The following is a 16515-nucleotide window of genomic DNA, read 5'->3' on the forward strand; positions in this document are numbered from 1 at the left end:
CGTCGATCGTTGCGGCAGCCCTTAGCCGCCGCTCAGCTGGTCAGCCATGGCTGCTATCGTCCGGTCGTAAACGTCGGCTTTGTTCCATTGGGCGATCACGCCGTAGTTGTGCGAGCCAGGCTCCCAACTGCCGCCGCGCTCCCAGCCGTGGCCTGCGAGAAAGCTCGCCGTCGAAGCGAGGATGTCCGGCACGCTGTGGATCAGATCCTTGTGGCCGTCACCGTCGAAGTCGACGGCAAAGCGAACGTATGGCGTCGGGAGAAATTGCGTCTGGCCGATTTCGCCTGCCCAGCCGCCGCGCAATTGCGCCGACGTCAGGTCGCCTCGTTCGACGATCCTCAGCGCATCGAGCAACTGACCTGTGAAGAATTCGCTGCGGCGGCAATCGTAGGCCAGGGTCGCGAGCGAACGGATGATCGAATAGCGGGCGGTGGCGTCGGCGCCGTAATGCGTTTCGAGGCCCCAGATCGCGACGATCACGGCGCCCGGTACGCCGAAGCGCTGTTCGATGCGATCGAGGAGCGCGTGGTGACGCTGCATCAGCGCGCGGCCGCGATTGATCAATGCCTTGTCGACGCGCCGCGCATAGAACTGCTGAAAGCTCAGCTTGAATGATCGCTGCGAGCGGTCGAGGCGAACGACTGCCGGGTCGTAGGTCACGTCGGAAAGAGTCGATAGGATGGTTCCGGATCCAATGCCTTGTGCAGATGCCTGCAGCCGGAACCGCTGTAGCCAGTTTGCAAATCCTGCCGGGCCGTTGCCGCACTGAGCTGCTACCGCATCGCCAGGTGCGCCGAGGAGCAAAAGGCCCATGAGCCATATCGCGTTCAGCCTCATCTTGATGGGGGCAACGAAGGTTGACGGCATCGTTTCTGCTTTCGGATTCGCCGGGGGAAACATGGGGAAGAGTCGGCCAAGTCGTCGGGTGCCGTCCTTACTGTCATATCTTCGCAAGGACGCCAAATGCGCATCTCATCGCGCGGAAAATCTGGTGTTTTCAATGACCGAGGAGAATATGGGCCGAAAGAGCCGCCTGCGAGCGGCTGTAACGCGGGGAACAGCTTCGGAGCGAGTTCGGAGACAAGGTGGCCTTTGCATCCGGAGGACCGAGCCCCATGATGATCCGAGCCGCAACAACTGATCCATTCTCGCTGAGTGATGCCGCCGCCATCGTGGCCGGCCTGCTCGTTGTCGGAATTCTCGTATTTTGCATCTCTATTTGCGCGGAGGAGTCGCCGATTTCGGAATTTCTGCACCGTACGCAGGCGGAGGCCGATGCCTCCCGTTTCAACGAGTTGCTCGGTGCTTTGGACGTGCGGCAGCGAACATCACATCCTCGTTCGGGAGTGGAAGACGGGGCTGCGCATAAGGGCGAGGCGATGAACGCGACCGCGTCGCTCGAACGGCAATCGCGAACGCGAAACGAGATCAGGGTTTCAGATCGGGATTGAAGGCGCGATCAGCGCTGTTTCGGCGCGCATATGAAAGTGATAGGGGGCAGTCCCGCCGCCGCCCCGCTGTCGAACGATCGTCTGCCTTACATCTTGCAGATGGTCGCTTGTGCGTGACAGGTCGACATCATGCCGTCTTGTGTGCAGTGGTACTTGCGCGGGCCGAAGCTATAGCCTGGGGTGCCACCGCCGGTCAGCCAGACCATAAACACTCCCATGTCCGTCTGCTGAAGAAGAGATTCATCGGCCAGGAACTTTGCGTTGGTTTCGCCGAGGGGGGATGATCCCAGCGAAGCCTTTTTGAAGCAGTCCTTGGCGCCGGCAGTGGCGGAAGCGAAGGTTGCGGCGGCGAAAAGCGCTAGCGTCAACCCGGTTATCTGGCCGAAAATCTTGCGCATTGAATTCACTCCCAGTGGTTGTGAGATGGCGCTCAAAGCGTGCCACGGTCTCGCGAGCCCTGGGGATGGGAAATGAGACGGGTACTGCTGATTTCAGGGGAGTTGCGGCGTCTATACATCACATCGCGGGGGTTCTTCCCGCATGCTCCTCGGTCAGACTTGAGCACAAGTTGCTTTGCAAATTTGCGAGAATTTCTTCATCCGGCGTGTGGCGTCGTGAGCTTCACGTGGGCTGAGGTCATTCGGCGCGTTCTATTGCGGTCCGATACCTTCAAGGTATTATTCGGAAGCGGTTCAACCGTCCCGAGTAAGGTCTCTTGATCGGGGTGGAGCAATTCATAAAGCAGGAGGCTGCACTCTTATGCCTCGTTTGGGAGGAGGGTATCGCAGAGTCGATACTCTCATCGGCCAACGCATCCGTCTTTTTCGACATGCGTCCGGCATTTCGGCTGAGTACATGGCCCGCGTTTCCGGAATGGACGTCGGTGACTATGCAAGTCGAGAGCTCGGCGAGATCCGTTTCAAGACAGCCGAGCTACACGAAATTGCAAAAGCCCTGAAAGTCCGGCTGACGGACATTTTCGGCGTCCTCGCCGATCCGGTCGATTAGTCGGCTGGCGGCAGACGGTCGATGAGATCGGCGAATTGCCGAAGCCGCATGGCGAGTTCTGCCGTGACATTGCTCTGTTGGCGGCGTTGGGAGGTATCCATCGCCTCCCGGATTGCGTCTACGATCCGGCACAAGTTCACAACCAATTCGTCCGGCTGGTCGTGTTCGATGAAATACGGGCGTTCCATGGTGTGATTTGGCTTTTCTAATTTTCAGGATGCTGCACGGACCGGCATTGGCTCTAGCTCTCGCGGGAGGACGATGTTTCGCTCGCGCGGCTCGCGAACCTTGAGTGACAATTGGATATCCGGCGGAATGAGCGTGACGGACGGTGTCGGCAACGGCGCCGGCACGGCGCTTTTGATCGTGATCGAAAACGCCGCTGCCATTTCCAAAGCTAGCAGCTGCAATTCGAGGTTCGCCAATCCCATACCGATGCAAACGCGAGGGCCGGCTCCGAACGGGAGGTAGGCTTTTCCGGTGAAGTTTCGCGTCAGGTCGAATTTGTCGGGATCGACCCAGTAATGCTCGTCGCGGTGCAATTGCCAGGGGCAGAAGATCAAAGCGTCGCCTGCCTTCAAAGGAATATTCCGGACGGTGATGTCGGTTCTGACGTCGCGCGAGAACCAGTGAGCCGACGGGTAAAGCCGCAAGACTTCCCGCACGAACGCCAGACTTTTTGAGGCGCGCGGCAGAATTTCAGGCCGCAACTCGCCCGCGTCGTCGGAGGAGGCTTCGGCTTCGGCGGCCAGCTCTTCGGCGAGGCCGGGCACCGTGCCCAGATAATACATGATCCATGCCGCCGCCGAGCCGGTCGTGTGATGTCCGGCGAGCAGCATCGTCACGATCTCGTCGCGGATCTCGATGTCGGATAGCCCAAGCGCGATCAAAGCGCCGACGGCGGTCGAAGATGCGGCGCGGGCGCGGACCCTCGCGACAACGGCATCGATCATTCTCCTTGCCAATTCACGCTTGCGGCGGCGGGCTGCGGCCTTCCAAGGCGGAAGCGGCAAGACGCGGAACAGATCGTCCGCAAGATCGGATTCGACAAGGCGAACCGCTTCAACGATCGCTCGCTCGTCTCCGCGCGAAAGCACGTCCTTGCCGAACATGGCGATGCAAATCATGCGTAGCGCCAACGGTGCGGTCAGCGCGTGGGCGGATACCTCCGATTCCCTCGAAGCGGAAACGGCGGCCTCGCGGATAGCGGCCGACATCTCAGGAACGAACCGCTGCGCGACGCCTTTCGCGAAAACCGAATGAAGAACCGCGCGGCGCTTGCGATTTTCTTCGCCGTTGAGCGTCAGCGTGCTCTGGCCGACGACGGGACGAAGCTTGCCGACGAACCGCCCCTTGTCGACGAGGATCTCGTCGGCCTTGAGGAGATGCCTGACGAGATCAGGATCGGTTACCAGCCATACTGGCTTTGGCCCAAGATGGAGCCTCACCAGCGGATCGATCGCCGATTCCGCCTGAGTTAGGAAGAACTTGAGCGGATCCCGATTGAACGACCTCAGGTCTGAGAACCAATGTTTCATCGACAATCTCAACTGTTTGGAGGAGATCCATGAGCGCTTCGTAGGCTTCGCCGCCCTGCTCTTGGATTGGGATTTCGCCGGCGACTGCGGTGAGGCGCCGGCCTTTTCGGTCGTCACCGATGTACTGGGGAGACCCGTAGCGGCGGGTCTTGATGCCGATTTGCCTGAGCAACCGCTCGTGACAGAGATCGACGAGAGCGACCAAGGCTTTGGCCCCGCGCAGCTGCGCGAGGTGAAGCATCACCGCGTAGGTCACGCCGGCGATATTCAGGTCCGGCGGATTGACGCCGAGACGGCTAATTTCCCACATATCCGGCTGTCTCGGATAGGGGCGCTCGGTGGCGAGTTGCGGGAATACCGACAGGGCCAGATATTCGTGATCGCAGCGAATAGCCCGGAATCCGCTGATCAGCTTGCCGTCGGCATAGATGGCGCAATAGGTCGCGGTGGCGCCGTCGAATTGATCGATTTCAAGATTTCCGAATACGGGTAAGTCCCACTGCAAGGTGTCGACAAAAAGTTTCCTTCGAAACTCCTGAAATTCGGTCACGAGTGCCGAATTGCTCTGGACATTGCAAAGTTTCGCAACCAGTCTCGGTCTTTGGGTACTCATGGCCACTACTGTGCGCAAAGTTTTCGACCTCATCGGCACTTGGTGTGCTGGCGTTTTCCGATAGGGAAGTTTTTCGCGAGTTGACTTGCTTGGGAAATCCCCTGAATGGGGGAGAGTCGGTAAAATGACGGTTGAAGAAGCGATATCGGCGGTCGAGGCTTCAAGCGACCTCGACGAACTCAGAGACACGCTGCAGAAAATTGCAGAGGACTATGGGTTCGCGTCGTTCAACTTTCTGGATGTCGGGAATCCGCACCAGGATGTGCCGTTCTACATGGGCACGACGGGCACCGCTTGGGAGAGCGACTACAAGTCGAACAAGTTCGTCCATGTCGATCACTGCGTGAAGTTTGCGCGACGGACCAATACGCCATTCTCTTGGGACGAGGTGCCGCTGCCGAGTGTGCCGAGCGGGCCGAAGCCTGGCGCATACAAAATCATGGAAGCCGCGCGGGACCACGGATTCAATAACGGTGTCGTCGTTCCCTTTCACTACCGGGACCGCTTGGGCCGAATGAATTCGAGCCTCTGTTCCTTCTATTGGAAGGATACGATCAGCCGGTTCCGCTTCATGCTGATGCGCAAGAAGATCGATCTTCATGTGGTGCTGGTCTATTGGGTTCAGCGCGCGGTCGATCTGATTGCCGAAAAGCACAGAGACGATCCCAATCGCCTGCTGGCGCCTGAGTCGGTGTCGAGCGTGCCGCTGAGCGATCGCGAACGCGACGCGCTTGCGTGGGCCGGCAGGGGGAAGACCGTCGGGGAAACAGCGGAGATCCTCGGGCTCAGTGAAGAGACGATCAAAAGTCATCTGCGAAACGCAATGCGCAAGCTTGGCGCAGCGAACAAGACGCATGCTGCGGTCCGCGCTCTCTACCTCGGATTGATCGACTATTGAGCGTCTGTTGATTTGGAAGCGAGGCGGGGGAATTGTCCGACAATAGTGGCTTAGGGGTGAGATTGGGGCGTAAAGCGGCAGCGGCTCTAATGGTCGCGTTCGCATCCCTCCACGTTCCGGACGCACAAGCGGCCGAAGGCGGGCTTACCAACTATGTTCCCGGCTACTACGGAGACTTTGCGGTGGCGGTCGCGCCTCCGAAAGGTCTCTACGTCTATGGAACCGCCTATAGCTACCAAGCGAAGCTGAAGGGCCCAGCGGTTCCGAACACGGTGTCCGCCAGCGCCATGCTCTATCTCGGCGGTTTTCAATACGTCACGGATTACAAGCTTTTCGGCGCGACCGTCGCGTTCGGCTCGTACACCACCTACCTCGATGCCAACCTCGAAGCAAAGCCGCCGCCGTTCAGTCTCGATGCGAGCGTTTCAAATCGCGGCGACATGAGCGTCTCGCCGCTCATTCTCTATTGGTCGTACGGCAATCTATATGTGAGCGCCTATCAAGCGGTGATCATGCCGACAGGCGACTACGATCGCGGTGCGGCTCTGAACTCAAGCCGGAATTACTACAGCTTCGATTCCGTTCTTGCGTTGACTTGGCTCGACCAAAAGCAAGGGTATGAGATTTCGCTCGTTCCCGGCCTCATGTTCAACACCAAGAATACTGCGACGGATTACCGGACGGGCAGTGAGTTCCATCTGGACGGCATGCTCAACAGGTACCTGTCGCAAGATTTTGCGATTGGCTTGCACGGCTACGTTTATTCGCAATTTACCGATGACAGCGGCGCGGGGGCGATGAAGATCCGGAGTTCGTCCGCGGCCATCGGGCCTGCGGTTCTCTGGAATACGAACTCGCTCGGCATTCCGGGCAAGATCGTCGGCAAATGGCTGCACGAAGTCGACGCGACCAATCGCTTTCAAGGCGATATTTTAAGCGTGACCGCCGCAATCAAATTTTAGCGACGGCGCAGCATGACGCCCGAGGTTTAATTTTCGTTCTCGTCGATTTTGGCCAGGTCGCGCGTCGCTGCAGAGTCGCGTTTATTGCAGGCCGGTTTCGCCAGCGCGTCGGCATATGTGCGATTGATCTCATTTTCCAAGTCCGCCAAATCAATGAAATGATCGGCTTGCCGGCGCAGTTCATCGGAGATCATGGGTGGATCCGTCTCAAGGGTGGAGACGACGGTGACGCGCTTTCCTAACTCCTGGAGCGCGGCGACGAGACTGCGAAGATCTCCATCGCCCGAGAAGATAATCATGTGATCGAGCTGATTGGCCATTCGCATCGCATCGACGGCCAACTCGACGTCCATATTCGCCTTGAACTTCTTTCGACCCGATGCGTCGGTGAATTCCTTCATCGGCTTGGTGATGACCGAATAGCCATTGTAATCGAGCCAGTCGACCAAGGGGCGCATTGCGAAATATTCGGGGTCTTCAGGGATGGCCGTGTAGTAATGCGCTCTCAATAATTGAACCTTGCTTCGGAAGAGGTCCAGGAGGCGCCGGTAGTCAACGTCAAATCCCAATGATCTCGCTGACGCGTGAAAGCTCGCCCCGTCAATCAGGAGCAGGGTTCGTTCGTTCGGATAGAGCTTCATCTTCCTGCCTGGACTGACGCACGAGGTGATCTCGGAGCATCTTGCTCTTGGGGTGAATAAATCGATTTGCAAGACAATCGGAAGGGGCCGCCAGCCGATCGCGCGGTCGAAGCTGCAATATTTGTCTTTATACGTAGCAATTACGGCGTTCTTAGAGAGACAAGCAATAGTCAAGTTGGGTCGGGCTCGAATTTTTTATCGATCGAGCGGGGGAGGCGGGTTGGGTTTGTGCACTTGCACACGTGACTTCCGTTGCGAGGGCTCGCTGGTGGACGCGGTCACGCCGGGTCAAATTCAGACAGCAAAAAAGGACCCGCCTCTCCGGAGGACGGGTCCTTTCTCGTTTCGGTGTTTTACGGCTTTACGGCTTCGGGGCAGTTGGCGCTGGGGTCTTCACGCCCGTTTCCGTGTTCGGGCTCGTGCCACTGGTGCCTGTCGAAGCGCCTGTCGACGACGAACTGGTATCAGCCGGTGCCGAGGACTTCGTGGTGTCGGTCGCCGCGTTCGTCGCGGGGTGATTTACGTCTGCAACGCGCTGGGTGTGATTGTAGTAATACCAACCGCCTAGCGCGATAGCCGCGACCACGATAATGCCCGCGATCCATGATCCCGTCGAATTTGCTACATCGTCTTGGCCAAGGTTGCGCTCCCGACCAGAGCGAGGATCTTCATATGACATCTTGTTTCCTCCAAATTGCTTCGAAGGGGGAACGAAATGGGCGCCATTCGGTTCCGGTTTTCCCGAGGGGGGCGGGCTGCCGTCCAGCCTTTGCCGGTAACGAATGATTGCGGTGTCTTGCATATTCGACACCCATTCCAGCGGGGCGCGGCTCTACGCGAGTTCGCGCGATCGATGCTGACGGGTAGAGGTCGACCTTCCGGCAGCCGTCCTCGCTATGGCTCTTCTCATCGCTGCGGCGCATCGCGTCTTACGATCTGACAGGCGGACGCCTGAGCCGGGCCGCTAAGAAACGTCGTGAGTGCAATGATCAACATCTTTGCAGTTTCAGAGCGCGGTGCACAGGTTTCGGGCAGATGATCCGTACGCATCTCAATGACTGGTTGGCTGTCTGAACGCTCATTGCGCATACTTTCAAGGCCTTGGCTATATTTTGGTCAGTCTGGCACGATTTTTGTTTCCTCTCTCATAGGACCCTCAGTCATTTCACGCAGGGTTCGGCCGCCTCCACGACATTGAATCGGGGGCCCATGAAACCGATCATTTGGCCGTTCAAGCGTCCTGAGTTGCGCGAAGCGCCGATCTCGATCGACGTTGCGGATGTGATCGTTTTTCGATGTCGGGATCTTCTCGAAAACTTCAATTTTCTCTCGACGCTACTTGCCAATCCTCGCCGGCTTCCGGGGAGTAAATTTTTACGCGTCGATGCGCATGCAGATGATTTGATCGCGAAAGAAATGCTTGTCGACAATTTCAATCCCATTTTCGAATTCGATCAGGGAGATTTAGGCGATGCTGCATTCCAACATTCCCTTCGCGGAATTCACGAAGGGCAAAATTCCATCGATCGCTAAAATAGTTCGTAGCATTGCCCTTGCGCTGTTCGTGGCAAGCTTTGCCAGTTGCCTCGGGTCGTCGTTGTCGGTCGCGCAGGACACCGCGCCTGCGCCCGCAGCGACGCCCGCTGCTGCTCCTCCCGCGCCGCCGCCTCCTCCAGCTTGCGATGCGAAGACGCAAGAGAAGTGTACGGTGAATAGCGGCGACACCGCATGGATGCTGACTTCGGTCGCGCTCGTCCTGATGATGACCATCCCCGGTCTCGGGCTGTTTTACGGCGGCATGGTTCGCAAGAAAAACGTCGGCGATACCGTGATGACATCGTTCGCGATCACGTGTCTGGTCACGGTTCTGTGGGCCGCTTTCAACTACAGCTTAGCGTTTCGTGCGGGCACGCCGTTCATCGGAGGGCTCGATCGAGCATTTCTGCAAGGCATATTGAGCGATATCGCGACGGGCACGACAAATCCAAGCCCGCTTGCGCCAACAATTCCTGAAACCGTTTACATTTGCTTCCAGATGACGTTCGCAATCATCACGCCAGCGCTGATTGCGGGCGCCTTCGCGGAGCGCATGAAGTTTTCGGCGATGCTTTGGTTCATCGCGTTGTGGGCGACCGTCGTCTATGCGCCGATCGCGCACTGGGTCTGGGGTCCTGGCGGGATTTTGAATGCGTCCAACGATCAGGCGTGGTTCAAGGTTCTCGACTTTGCCGGCGGCACGGTCGTTCACATCAACTCGGGCACGGCCGGGTTGATCGCCTGCCTTGTGCTCGGGGCCCGGAAGGACAGCGGTCCTGCGCACAATATCGTTCTGACATTCATCGGGGCATCACTGCTGTGGGTCGGCTGGTTCGGATTCAACGCCGGCTCGGCGGTGACGGCTAACGTTCAAGCCGGCATGGCCATGCTCGTCACGCAGCTTGCGACGGCGATGGCCGCCCTTACGTGGATGCTTGTCGAGTGGTCGATGCGGCAAAAGCCGACGGTGGTCGGTATTTGCTCGGGCGCCGTTGCGGGGCTCGTCGCGATTACGCCAGCTTCAGGTTTCGTCGGGCCGGTTGGCGCCTTGGTCATCGGCATTGCCGCGGGCGTCTTCTGCTATTGGGGGACGACCGGCCTCAAGCACATGTTCGGTTACGACGATGCGCTCGATGCGTTTGGTGTGCACGGGGTCGGCGGCATCGTCGGCGCGCTGCTGACAGGCGTTTTCGCGATATCGGAATATGGCGGCACACCGGGGTGGATCGAAGGCAATCCGCATCAGGTGATCAATCAGGCGGCCGGTATATCGATCGTATTGGTCTACGACGTGATCGTTACGTTCATCATCCTTAAGCTCATCGATTGGACAATCGGTCTGCGCGTCGACAAGGATGTCGAGCGCGAGGGTCTCGATTTGACGCTCCACGGCGAGGTCGTTCACTAGGGCGGCCGGAGCAGTCAGGATCTTCGGAGCCAGTGTTTTCGGCTCCGAAGATGCGCGGTTTGCAACGCGATTGGCCGCGCGCGCAGGCCGCGCCATAAATCTCTTAGTCGGTCGACGCTTTCAGCAGCAAAACGCCTGCCAAAATGAGGAAAGCTGCGAGTAGGCGCGTCGCAGTCGCCTGTTCGCCCAGGAAGAGAATGCCGACGGCAAAGGTGCCGACCGCTCCAATGCCGGTCCAAGCCACATACGCCGTTCCGAGCTGGAGGGTTTTCATCGACAGGGCGAGGAGACCCATGCTGGCCGCCAGCGCCGTAACCATAACCAGGCTTGGCCAAAGCCGCGTAAATCCAAGCGACTGCTTCATCGCAACCGCCCATACTATTTCCAGAGCGCCTGCGGCGAGCAACATAATCCAGGCCACGGCCCCTCCATATCTAGGGCCGGATAGTCCCTAACTACGTGAATTTTTGATGATGAAATTTGGATGGTGCCCCAGGAGGGACTCGAACCCCCACATCCTTGCAGATAGCAGATTTTGAGTCTGCCGCGTCTACCGTTCCGCCACTGAGGCATGCGCCCGGATAACCGGGCGAAGCGGCGACATATAACGGCCTAGGCGGCCGCGTCAACGCGCGAAGACATTATTTGAGGGTATGAGTGACGCGGCCCGTCGCGTGGTGGTGCTCCACGACCTGGATATGGTCGCCGATCTTGATGCCGCGCGACTTATAGGCGAGCACCCGGACGAGCTGTCCTGCGTCGAGCTTGACGATGACGTTTTCGCCGTCGGCTGCGTTCTGCTTGGAGACCAGGGGCTCGATGTCGGTGACGGTTCCCTGGACATCTGAGTTGGATACCGAGAGGTCGAGCGTCTCGTAGCCGAATGCCAGCCCTATTGCAGCGACGACTGCAAGGGCGATGCCGAGCTTTTTCGCGCGGTCGATCCAGAGTGCTCTTTCGAGCCGCTTTCGAGTTTCTTCACGCAAAGGCCGCCCTCCTCTAGTCGCGCTGCCTGTACCAGACCTGTCCCCAGGGTGTCATCAGCTCCGTGATGGTTATGGCGCCTCCGACCGGAATGTTCAGCGGGATTTTCGCCGAGACCGTGATCAGGCTGCCATCCGGAAGGCGGGCTGTGTAGTGCGGGGGCGTCGGAGGATACCATTTCGGCAGGGCGTTCCCGAAATCGACGGCCGTGACTGTGCCGACGACTGTTCCCCGCGGACGCGAGAAGATATCGCGTGCGACACCCCAGGCGATGCCCGCTGCAAGCAATAGAAGAAATAAGACGACCCAGGTTTTCATCGGCCGAGCGTAACGAGATCCGGCCGATGCTTGCAAGCTATCGTCAGGCTGCCTCGTATGGTCAGGCAGCCTTGGCGTAGCGGTCCACGAGCTTCACGATGTCTGCCATGATGTCGTTCAGCTGGAAGTCTTTGGGCGTGTACACGGCCGCGACTCCGAAGGCTTTCAACGTCTTGGCGTCCTCCGGCGGGATGATGCCGCCGACGACGACGGGAACGTCATCGAGCCCTTCCTTGCGCATCCGCTCCATCACGTCCTTCACGAGCGGCACGTGAGAGCCCGACAGGATCGACAGGCCGACGACGTGGACGCCTTCATCGACTGCCGCACGGACGATCTGGCCGGGCGTCAGGCGGATGCCCTCATAGACGACCTCCATGCCGGCATCGCGAGCGCGGACGGCGATCTGCTCGGCGCCGTTGGAATGGCCGTCGAGGCCGGGCTTGCCGACGAGGAACTTGATACGCCGGCCGAGGCGGTCGGACACTTCGTTGACGCTGGCGCGTACGGTCTCCAACTGTGTGCTGTCGCGGGCGACGGCGGCCTGGGCGACGCCGGTCGGTGCGCGATACTCGCCGAAGATCTTGCGCAGCGCCGTGCCCCATTCGCCGGTCGTGACGCCGGCTTTGGCGGCCTCGATGGAGCTATCCATGATGTTCCGGCCTTCTTTCGCGGCGCGCTCGACTTCGGCGAGGGCTGCGGCGGCCTTTTTGGAATCACGGTTTTCGCGCCAAGCCTTGAGCTTGCCGATCTGCTCGGCTTCGACCGCCGGGTCGACGACCATGATCGCGTCAGTGCCGCCCGACAGCGGCGAAGGCTCGGTCTCGGTGAATTTGTTGACGCCGACGACCACCAGATCGCCGCTCTCGATGTCGGACAATCTCCCCGTGTTGCTCTCGACGAGGCGGCGCTTCATGTAGTCGATCGAAGCGATGGCGCCGCCCATTTTCTCAATGGTCGCGAGTTCGGCCTTCGCTTCTTCCTTCAGCGCCGCGACCTTCTTCGCGACCTCGACGGAGCCGTCGAAGATATCGCCGTATTCGAGCAAGTCCGTCTCGTAGGCGACGATCTGCTGCATGCGGAGCGACCACTGCTGATCCCACGGCCTCGGCAGGCCGAGCGCCTCGTTCCAGGCCGGCAGCTGCACCGCACGGGCGCGCGCATTTTTCGACAGCGTTACGGCCAGCATCTCAATGAGAATGCGATAGACGTTATTTTCTGCTTGCGGCTCAGTGAGGCCGAGCGAGTTGACCTGCACGCCGTAGCGGAACATCCGGTGCTTCGCGTCCGTCACGCCGTAGCGCTCGCGCGTGATCTCGTCCCAAAGCTCGCCAAATGCGCGCATTTTGCACATCTCGGTGACGAAACGCATGCCCGCGTTGACGAAGAAGGAAATGCGGCCGACGACGTTGCCGAACTCTTCCTGCGGTACTTCGCCCGAGGCTTTTACAGTGTCGAGAACGGCGATGGACGTTGCAAGCGCGTATGCGAGTTCCTGGACAGGCGTCGCGCCCGCTTCCTGCAAGTGGTAGGAGCAGACGTTCGTCGGATTCCACTTCGGGACGTTCCGGGTCGAAAAGACGATCGTGTCCTTGATCAGGCGGAGCGACGGCTCGGGCGGGAACACGTAGGTGCCGCGCGACAGGTATTCCTTGATGATGTCGTTCTGAATGGTGCCGGTGAGCTTGTCGCGTGACGCGCCAGTCTGGTCGGCGACGGCGATATAAAGCGAGAGGAGCCAGGCGGCCGTCGCGTTGATCGTCATCGAGGTATTCATCTGATCGAGCGGAATGCCGTCGAGCAGGGTGAGCATATCCCCGATGTGGGAAACCGGGACGCCGACCTTTCCGACCTCGCCACGGGCTAGTTCGTGGTCGGAATCGTAGCCGGTCTGGGTCGGCAGATCGAAGGCGATCGAGAGGCCGGTCTGTCCCTTTGCGAGGTTTTTCTTATAAAGCTCGTTCGACTTCTGTGCCGTCGAGTGGCCGGCGTAGGTGCGGATCAGCCAGGGCTTGTCGCGCGGGGTTTTTGCCGCTTTGGTTTTCGCGTGGAGAGTCTTGGTGTCCGACATCGAAAGGGCGCCCCTGGGCTCGGTTCAAATTGTGTTGGCGGAAGGATTTACCGTAGCCGAAGCCCGTGAAAAGGCAAAACCGGCAGTTCGCCGCGCTTTGGCGCAGCGAAGCCGGGGAAGGGCTCGGGATTCCGGGGTTGGTTAGCGCCGCAAGCGGGGGGCGCGGCTCGGTATCGAGACGGGCTTGATCCGGCTGACCCGATGTTCGTTGAGGAGGGTCAAAAGCCACTTGCTCAGCAGGATGACGAGGAGCATCGCGAGAATGCCCAATGCTGTCGCAGTGACGGCATTGGCGTTCTTATCGTATGAAAGCGCGATCATTTGCCGGTTGAAAAAGGCCGGCCCTAGCAAGCCGCCGATCGTCAGCAAGGGGACCGAGCTCAAGGCAAGTCCCGAGGAACCGATGATTTCGCGGATGAACCAGGCGACGATCGCGACAAATAAGAGCGTCGTGTAGATGGTGAAGGAGTCGGTATTCTTGAGCTGCCATAAGAGGTCTTGCATGAACCGCGTCCCAACTGCCCGAATGGGTAGGAAAAGGAAGCCGGAACAATAACCCTCTCTCGTTAAAGAGGAATTGAGCCAACATTAACGGCGGCCTAACCCTCTTCATTGCAGCGCAAAAACGTGCTTCATACTGCGATCCCCAAGCGAAGTTGGGGAGAAACGCGAAGAAGATGAGCCATAACGGCCCTCGTCGCGGGGAAATGGTCGGGAGACGCAACACCAATGTCGAGCCAGAACTTGGCAGCAAAAAGCGACGTGGCCGATGCTCAGTCGGCGGCGGGCATCAAGAAAGATCTTTACGAGATCGGTGAAATTCCGCCGCTCGGGCACGTGCCGAAGAACATGTACGCCTGGACCATCCGCAAAGAGCGTGAGGGTCTGCCCGAAACGGCGATGCAAGTCGAAGTCGTTCCAACGTGGGAACTGGACAGCCACGACGTGCTCGTCCTCGTGATGGCGGCCGGCGTCAACTACAACGGCGTCTGGGCGTCGCTCGGCACTCCCGTGTCGATGTTCAGCGTCCATAAGCAGCCTTACCACATCGCGGGTTCGGACGCGTCCGGCATCGTTTGGGCCGTCGGCTCGAAGGTGAAGCGCTGGAAGGTCGGCGATGAAGTCGTTGTTCACTGCAATCAGGACGACGGCGACGACGAAGAGTGCAACGGCGGCGATCCGATGTTCTCGCCCTCGCAGCGCATCTGGGGTTACGAGACGCCGGATGGCTCGTTCGCACAGTTCTGCCGCGTGCAGGATCGCCAGCTTCTCGAGCGGCCGAAGCATCTGACTTGGGAAGAGAGCGCCTGCTATACGCTGACGCTCGCAACAGCCTACCGCATGCTCTTCGGCCATCGTCCGCACGTGCTCAGGCCCGGCCATAACGTGCTCGTCTGGGGTGCGGCCGGCGGCCTCGGCGCCTTCGCGATCCAGCTTTGCGCGACCTCTGGCGCCAACGCGATCGGCGTCGTTTCAGATGACGACAAGTTCGATTTCGTGAAGCAGCTCGGCGCCAAGGGCGTGATCAATCGCAAGAAGTTCAACTGCTGGGGACAGCTGCCGAAGGTGAACTCGCCCGAGTATCACGAGTGGCTGAAGGAGATGCGCAAGTTCGGCCAGGCGATCTGGGAGATCACCGGCAAGGGCGTCAACGTCGACTGCGTCTTCGAACACCCGGGTGAGACGACGATTCCGGTTTCCGTGCAGGTCGTGAAGCGTGGCGGCATGGTCGTCATTTGCGCCGGCACGACCGGCTACAACCTGACGATGGACGCGCGTTACCTCTGGATGCACCAGAAGCGCGTGCAGGGTTCGCACTTTGCAAACCTCGCCCAAGCGTCGCAGGCCAACAAGCTGGTCGTCGAGCGCCGGATCGATCCGTGCATGTCGGAAGTGTTCTCGTGGGAGCAGATTCCCAAGGCGCACATGCGGATGTATCGGAACGAGCACAAGCCGGGCAACATGGCCGTGCTGGTATCGGCTCCGACGACCGGATTGCGGACGTTGGAAGATGTCATCGAGGCCGGCCCGCAGCCGCGATAAATTGTTTTCCTCCTCCTTCGCCGATCAAAAGGCGAAGGGGGACGATTTTGCTTCCCAGTAAAATTCCTGTCTTTCGAGGTGGCGCGACTTATGTGCCGCCCATCGTGCTCAGGCGAAGCGCCTCGCGCTCGGCCGCCTCGCGGCGCATGCGTTTCATTTCCAAGATGCCGCGATTGAATTCAGCGCCGAGAAGAATGGTTATCGCGGTGAACTGGAAGAAGATCAGCGCGATCATCAGCTGCGACAGGCCCGCGTAAAACAGCGAATAGTTGCTGATTTTGATGTAGTAGGACCAGAGCCCGGCGAGCGCGAGCCAGAGAGCGATCGTCAGGAATATGCCCGGCAATACATCCATGACGCGCCGCTTGCCTGCTACCAACCACAAATGGAGCGCAAGCAGCTGAGCCGCCATCACGGCGCCGGCGACGCAATAGCGAATCCCGGGTCCAAAGCTCATCGAGTCGATGAGCGTTCTCACCCATCCAGCGGAAAAATCTTCGACGATCGCCGGTCCGAAGATGCTTGGACCCACAACGATAAACCAGGTGATCACGAGCGTCGATATCGCGTTGACGAATACGAAGAGCATGCTGATCAGCAGGCAGAGCGCGTAGGGGCGCTTCTCACGGACGCGGTATGCGCCGTTCAAAGCGGTGCGCAATGTTTCGACCGCGCTCGTCGCGAAGAAGAGAGCCAGAAACGCCGACGCCGTCAGAAGGTCGATCCGCTGCGATCCCATGACCGCTTCAATCTGCGGGGCGATGCCTTTGGCGACGGGCTCCGGCAGGATGGCAAACAATTGGCTGATGGCGTCCTGCGCGAGTTCGCGGCCTCCAAAGATACCGGAGAGGGCGCCGAGAAAGATGCAGAACGGGAAGATTGAAACGACGAACGAAAACGCGATCGCGCCAGCCATCGCGAAGCCCGAATGCTCGTAGACCCGGTAGAGAGCTTCGAACAATCTTCGCATGCGCTTCATGAGTGATCTTCTCTCCCCAGGCTTTTCAGGCTTTTTATAATTTGGTGGCGCGGAAACTAGTGTTT

20 protein-coding genes and 1 tRNA gene are annotated in these 16515 nt (G+C 59.3%); 7 read left to right on the plus strand and 14 right to left on the minus strand.

The features are described from left to right. Nucleotides 1-21: 21 nt before the first annotated feature. Entirely contained in the window at nt 22-867 is an 846-nt protein-coding gene (locus tag BM399_RS00410; RefSeq protein ID WP_425284043.1) for a lytic murein transglycosylase, read from the minus strand. A gap of 248 nt (nt 868-1115) precedes the next feature. Here BM399_RS00410 and BM399_RS00415 point away from each other — a divergent pair, with 248 nt between their 5' ends. Beyond that, the gene (locus tag BM399_RS00415; protein ID WP_092862641.1) at nt 1116-1451 is read left to right on the plus strand and encodes a hypothetical protein; all 336 of its coding nucleotides are present in this window, start codon (nt 1116-1118) and stop codon (nt 1449-1451) included. Nucleotides 1452-1537: 86 nt separating this feature from the next. Here the strand turns inward: BM399_RS00415 and BM399_RS00420 are convergent, their stop codons facing one another. Further along, nucleotides 1538-1849: a hypothetical protein gene (locus tag BM399_RS00420; protein WP_092862645.1), complete on the minus strand. Its 312-nt coding sequence runs from the start codon at nt 1847-1849 to the stop codon at nt 1538-1540. 361 nt (nt 1850-2210) lie between these two features. Between BM399_RS00420 and BM399_RS20815 the strand changes: the two genes are divergently transcribed. After that, on the plus strand, nt 2211-2459 hold the full coding sequence (locus BM399_RS20815; protein WP_143111291.1) for a helix-turn-helix domain-containing protein: 249 nt from the start codon (nt 2211-2213) through the stop codon (nt 2457-2459). On the opposite strand, the gene BM399_RS00425 is transcribed toward BM399_RS20815, so the two are convergent. Genes BM399_RS00425 through BM399_RS21300 form a run of 3 tightly spaced genes read right to left on the minus strand, consistent with a single transcriptional unit; the run spans nt 2456 to nt 4610 of the window. Next, nucleotides 2456-2647: a hypothetical protein gene (locus tag BM399_RS00425; RefSeq protein ID WP_092862648.1), complete on the minus strand. Its 192-nt coding sequence runs from the start codon at nt 2645-2647 to the stop codon at nt 2456-2458. The two genes, BM399_RS20815 and BM399_RS00425, sit on opposite strands and share 4 nt — an antisense overlap. 24 nt (nt 2648-2671) lie before the next feature. Next, nucleotides 2672-3976, minus strand: a complete 1305-nt coding sequence (locus BM399_RS00430; protein WP_425284063.1) for a cytochrome P450 — start codon at nt 3974-3976, stop codon at nt 2672-2674. Then, nucleotides 3858-4610 carry an acyl-homoserine-lactone synthase gene (locus tag BM399_RS21300; protein WP_244531007.1) on the minus strand — a complete coding sequence of 251 codons (753 nt, stop codon included), beginning with the start codon at nt 4608-4610 and terminating at the stop codon, nt 3858-3860. Before BM399_RS21300 ends, BM399_RS00430 begins: the two co-directional genes overlap by 119 nt. A gap of 124 nt (nt 4611-4734) precedes the next feature. Between BM399_RS21300 and BM399_RS00440 the strand changes: the two genes are divergently transcribed. After that, nucleotides 4735-5508, plus strand: coding sequence for a LuxR family transcriptional regulator (locus BM399_RS00440; RefSeq protein WP_092862658.1), 774 nt, complete (start codon nt 4735-4737; stop codon nt 5506-5508). An 89-nt stretch (nt 5509-5597) separates the two neighbouring features. Beyond that, entirely contained in the window at nt 5598-6470 is an 873-nt protein-coding gene (locus BM399_RS00445; protein WP_092862661.1) for a SphA family protein, read from the plus strand. Between the two features lie 26 nt (nt 6471-6496). On the opposite strand, the gene BM399_RS00450 is transcribed toward BM399_RS00445, so the two are convergent. Both BM399_RS00450 and BM399_RS00455 read right to left on the minus strand, forming a co-directional pair. Then, the gene (locus BM399_RS00450; RefSeq protein ID WP_092862664.1) at nt 6497-7111 is read right to left on the minus strand and encodes a LabA-like NYN domain-containing protein; all 615 of its coding nucleotides are present in this window, start codon (nt 7109-7111) and stop codon (nt 6497-6499) included. A gap of 361 nt (nt 7112-7472) precedes the next feature. After that, nucleotides 7473-7790 carry a hypothetical protein gene (locus tag BM399_RS00455; RefSeq protein WP_092862667.1) on the minus strand — a complete coding sequence of 106 codons (318 nt, stop codon included), beginning with the start codon at nt 7788-7790 and terminating at the stop codon, nt 7473-7475. Nucleotides 7791-8320: 530 nt separating this feature from the next. Between BM399_RS00455 and BM399_RS00460 the strand changes: the two genes are divergently transcribed. Then, complete coding sequence (locus tag BM399_RS00460) at nt 8321-8644, plus strand: hypothetical protein (RefSeq protein WP_092862670.1); 324 nt, start codon at nt 8321-8323, stop codon at nt 8642-8644. Continuing rightward, nucleotides 8583-10055, plus strand: a complete 1473-nt coding sequence (locus tag BM399_RS00465) for an ammonium transporter (RefSeq protein WP_092862673.1) — start codon at nt 8583-8585, stop codon at nt 10053-10055. The genes BM399_RS00460 and BM399_RS00465 overlap by 62 nt, the downstream gene beginning before the upstream one ends. Nucleotides 10056-10158: 103 nt before the next feature. On the opposite strand, the gene BM399_RS00470 is transcribed toward BM399_RS00465, so the two are convergent. From BM399_RS00470 to BM399_RS00495, 6 genes are all read right to left on the minus strand, one after another. Then, entirely contained in the window at nt 10159-10476 is a 318-nt protein-coding gene (locus tag BM399_RS00470) for a DMT family transporter (protein WP_092862677.1), read from the minus strand. A gap of 64 nt (nt 10477-10540) precedes the next feature. Next, nucleotides 10541-10626 (minus strand) — tRNA-Leu (locus BM399_RS00475). A 70-nt stretch (nt 10627-10696) separates the two neighbouring features. Further along, nucleotides 10697-11041 carry a hypothetical protein gene (locus tag BM399_RS00480; protein ID WP_092862681.1) on the minus strand — a complete coding sequence of 115 codons (345 nt, stop codon included), beginning with the start codon at nt 11039-11041 and terminating at the stop codon, nt 10697-10699. Between the two features lie 13 nt (nt 11042-11054). Next, entirely contained in the window at nt 11055-11357 is a 303-nt protein-coding gene (locus BM399_RS00485; protein WP_092862684.1) for a hypothetical protein, read from the minus strand. A gap of 61 nt (nt 11358-11418) precedes the next feature. After that, nucleotides 11419-13428 (minus strand): protein meaA, encoded by a 2010-nt coding sequence (locus BM399_RS00490; protein ID WP_092862687.1) that lies wholly within the window; start codon nt 13426-13428, stop codon nt 11419-11421. A 141-nt stretch (nt 13429-13569) separates the two neighbouring features. Then, the gene (locus BM399_RS00495; RefSeq protein ID WP_092862690.1) at nt 13570-13932 is read right to left on the minus strand and encodes a hypothetical protein; all 363 of its coding nucleotides are present in this window, start codon (nt 13930-13932) and stop codon (nt 13570-13572) included. A gap of 225 nt (nt 13933-14157) precedes the next feature. Here BM399_RS00495 and ccrA point away from each other — a divergent pair, with 225 nt between their 5' ends. Next, entirely contained in the window at nt 14158-15471 is a 1314-nt protein-coding gene (ccrA, locus tag BM399_RS00500) for a crotonyl-CoA carboxylase/reductase (protein WP_210186942.1), read from the plus strand. Nucleotides 15472-15559: 88 nt separating this feature from the next. On the opposite strand, the gene BM399_RS00505 is transcribed toward ccrA, so the two are convergent. Continuing rightward, a complete protein-coding gene (locus BM399_RS00505) occupies nt 15560-16450 on the minus strand; it encodes a YihY/virulence factor BrkB family protein (RefSeq protein WP_092862693.1) in 891 nt (296 codons plus the stop codon). Between the last annotated feature and the right edge of the window lie 65 nt (nt 16451-16515).

The organism is Hyphomicrobium facile (genome assembly GCF_900116175.1).
Classification (GTDB): Bacteria; Pseudomonadota; Alphaproteobacteria; order Rhizobiales; family Hyphomicrobiaceae; genus Hyphomicrobium_B; species Hyphomicrobium_B facile.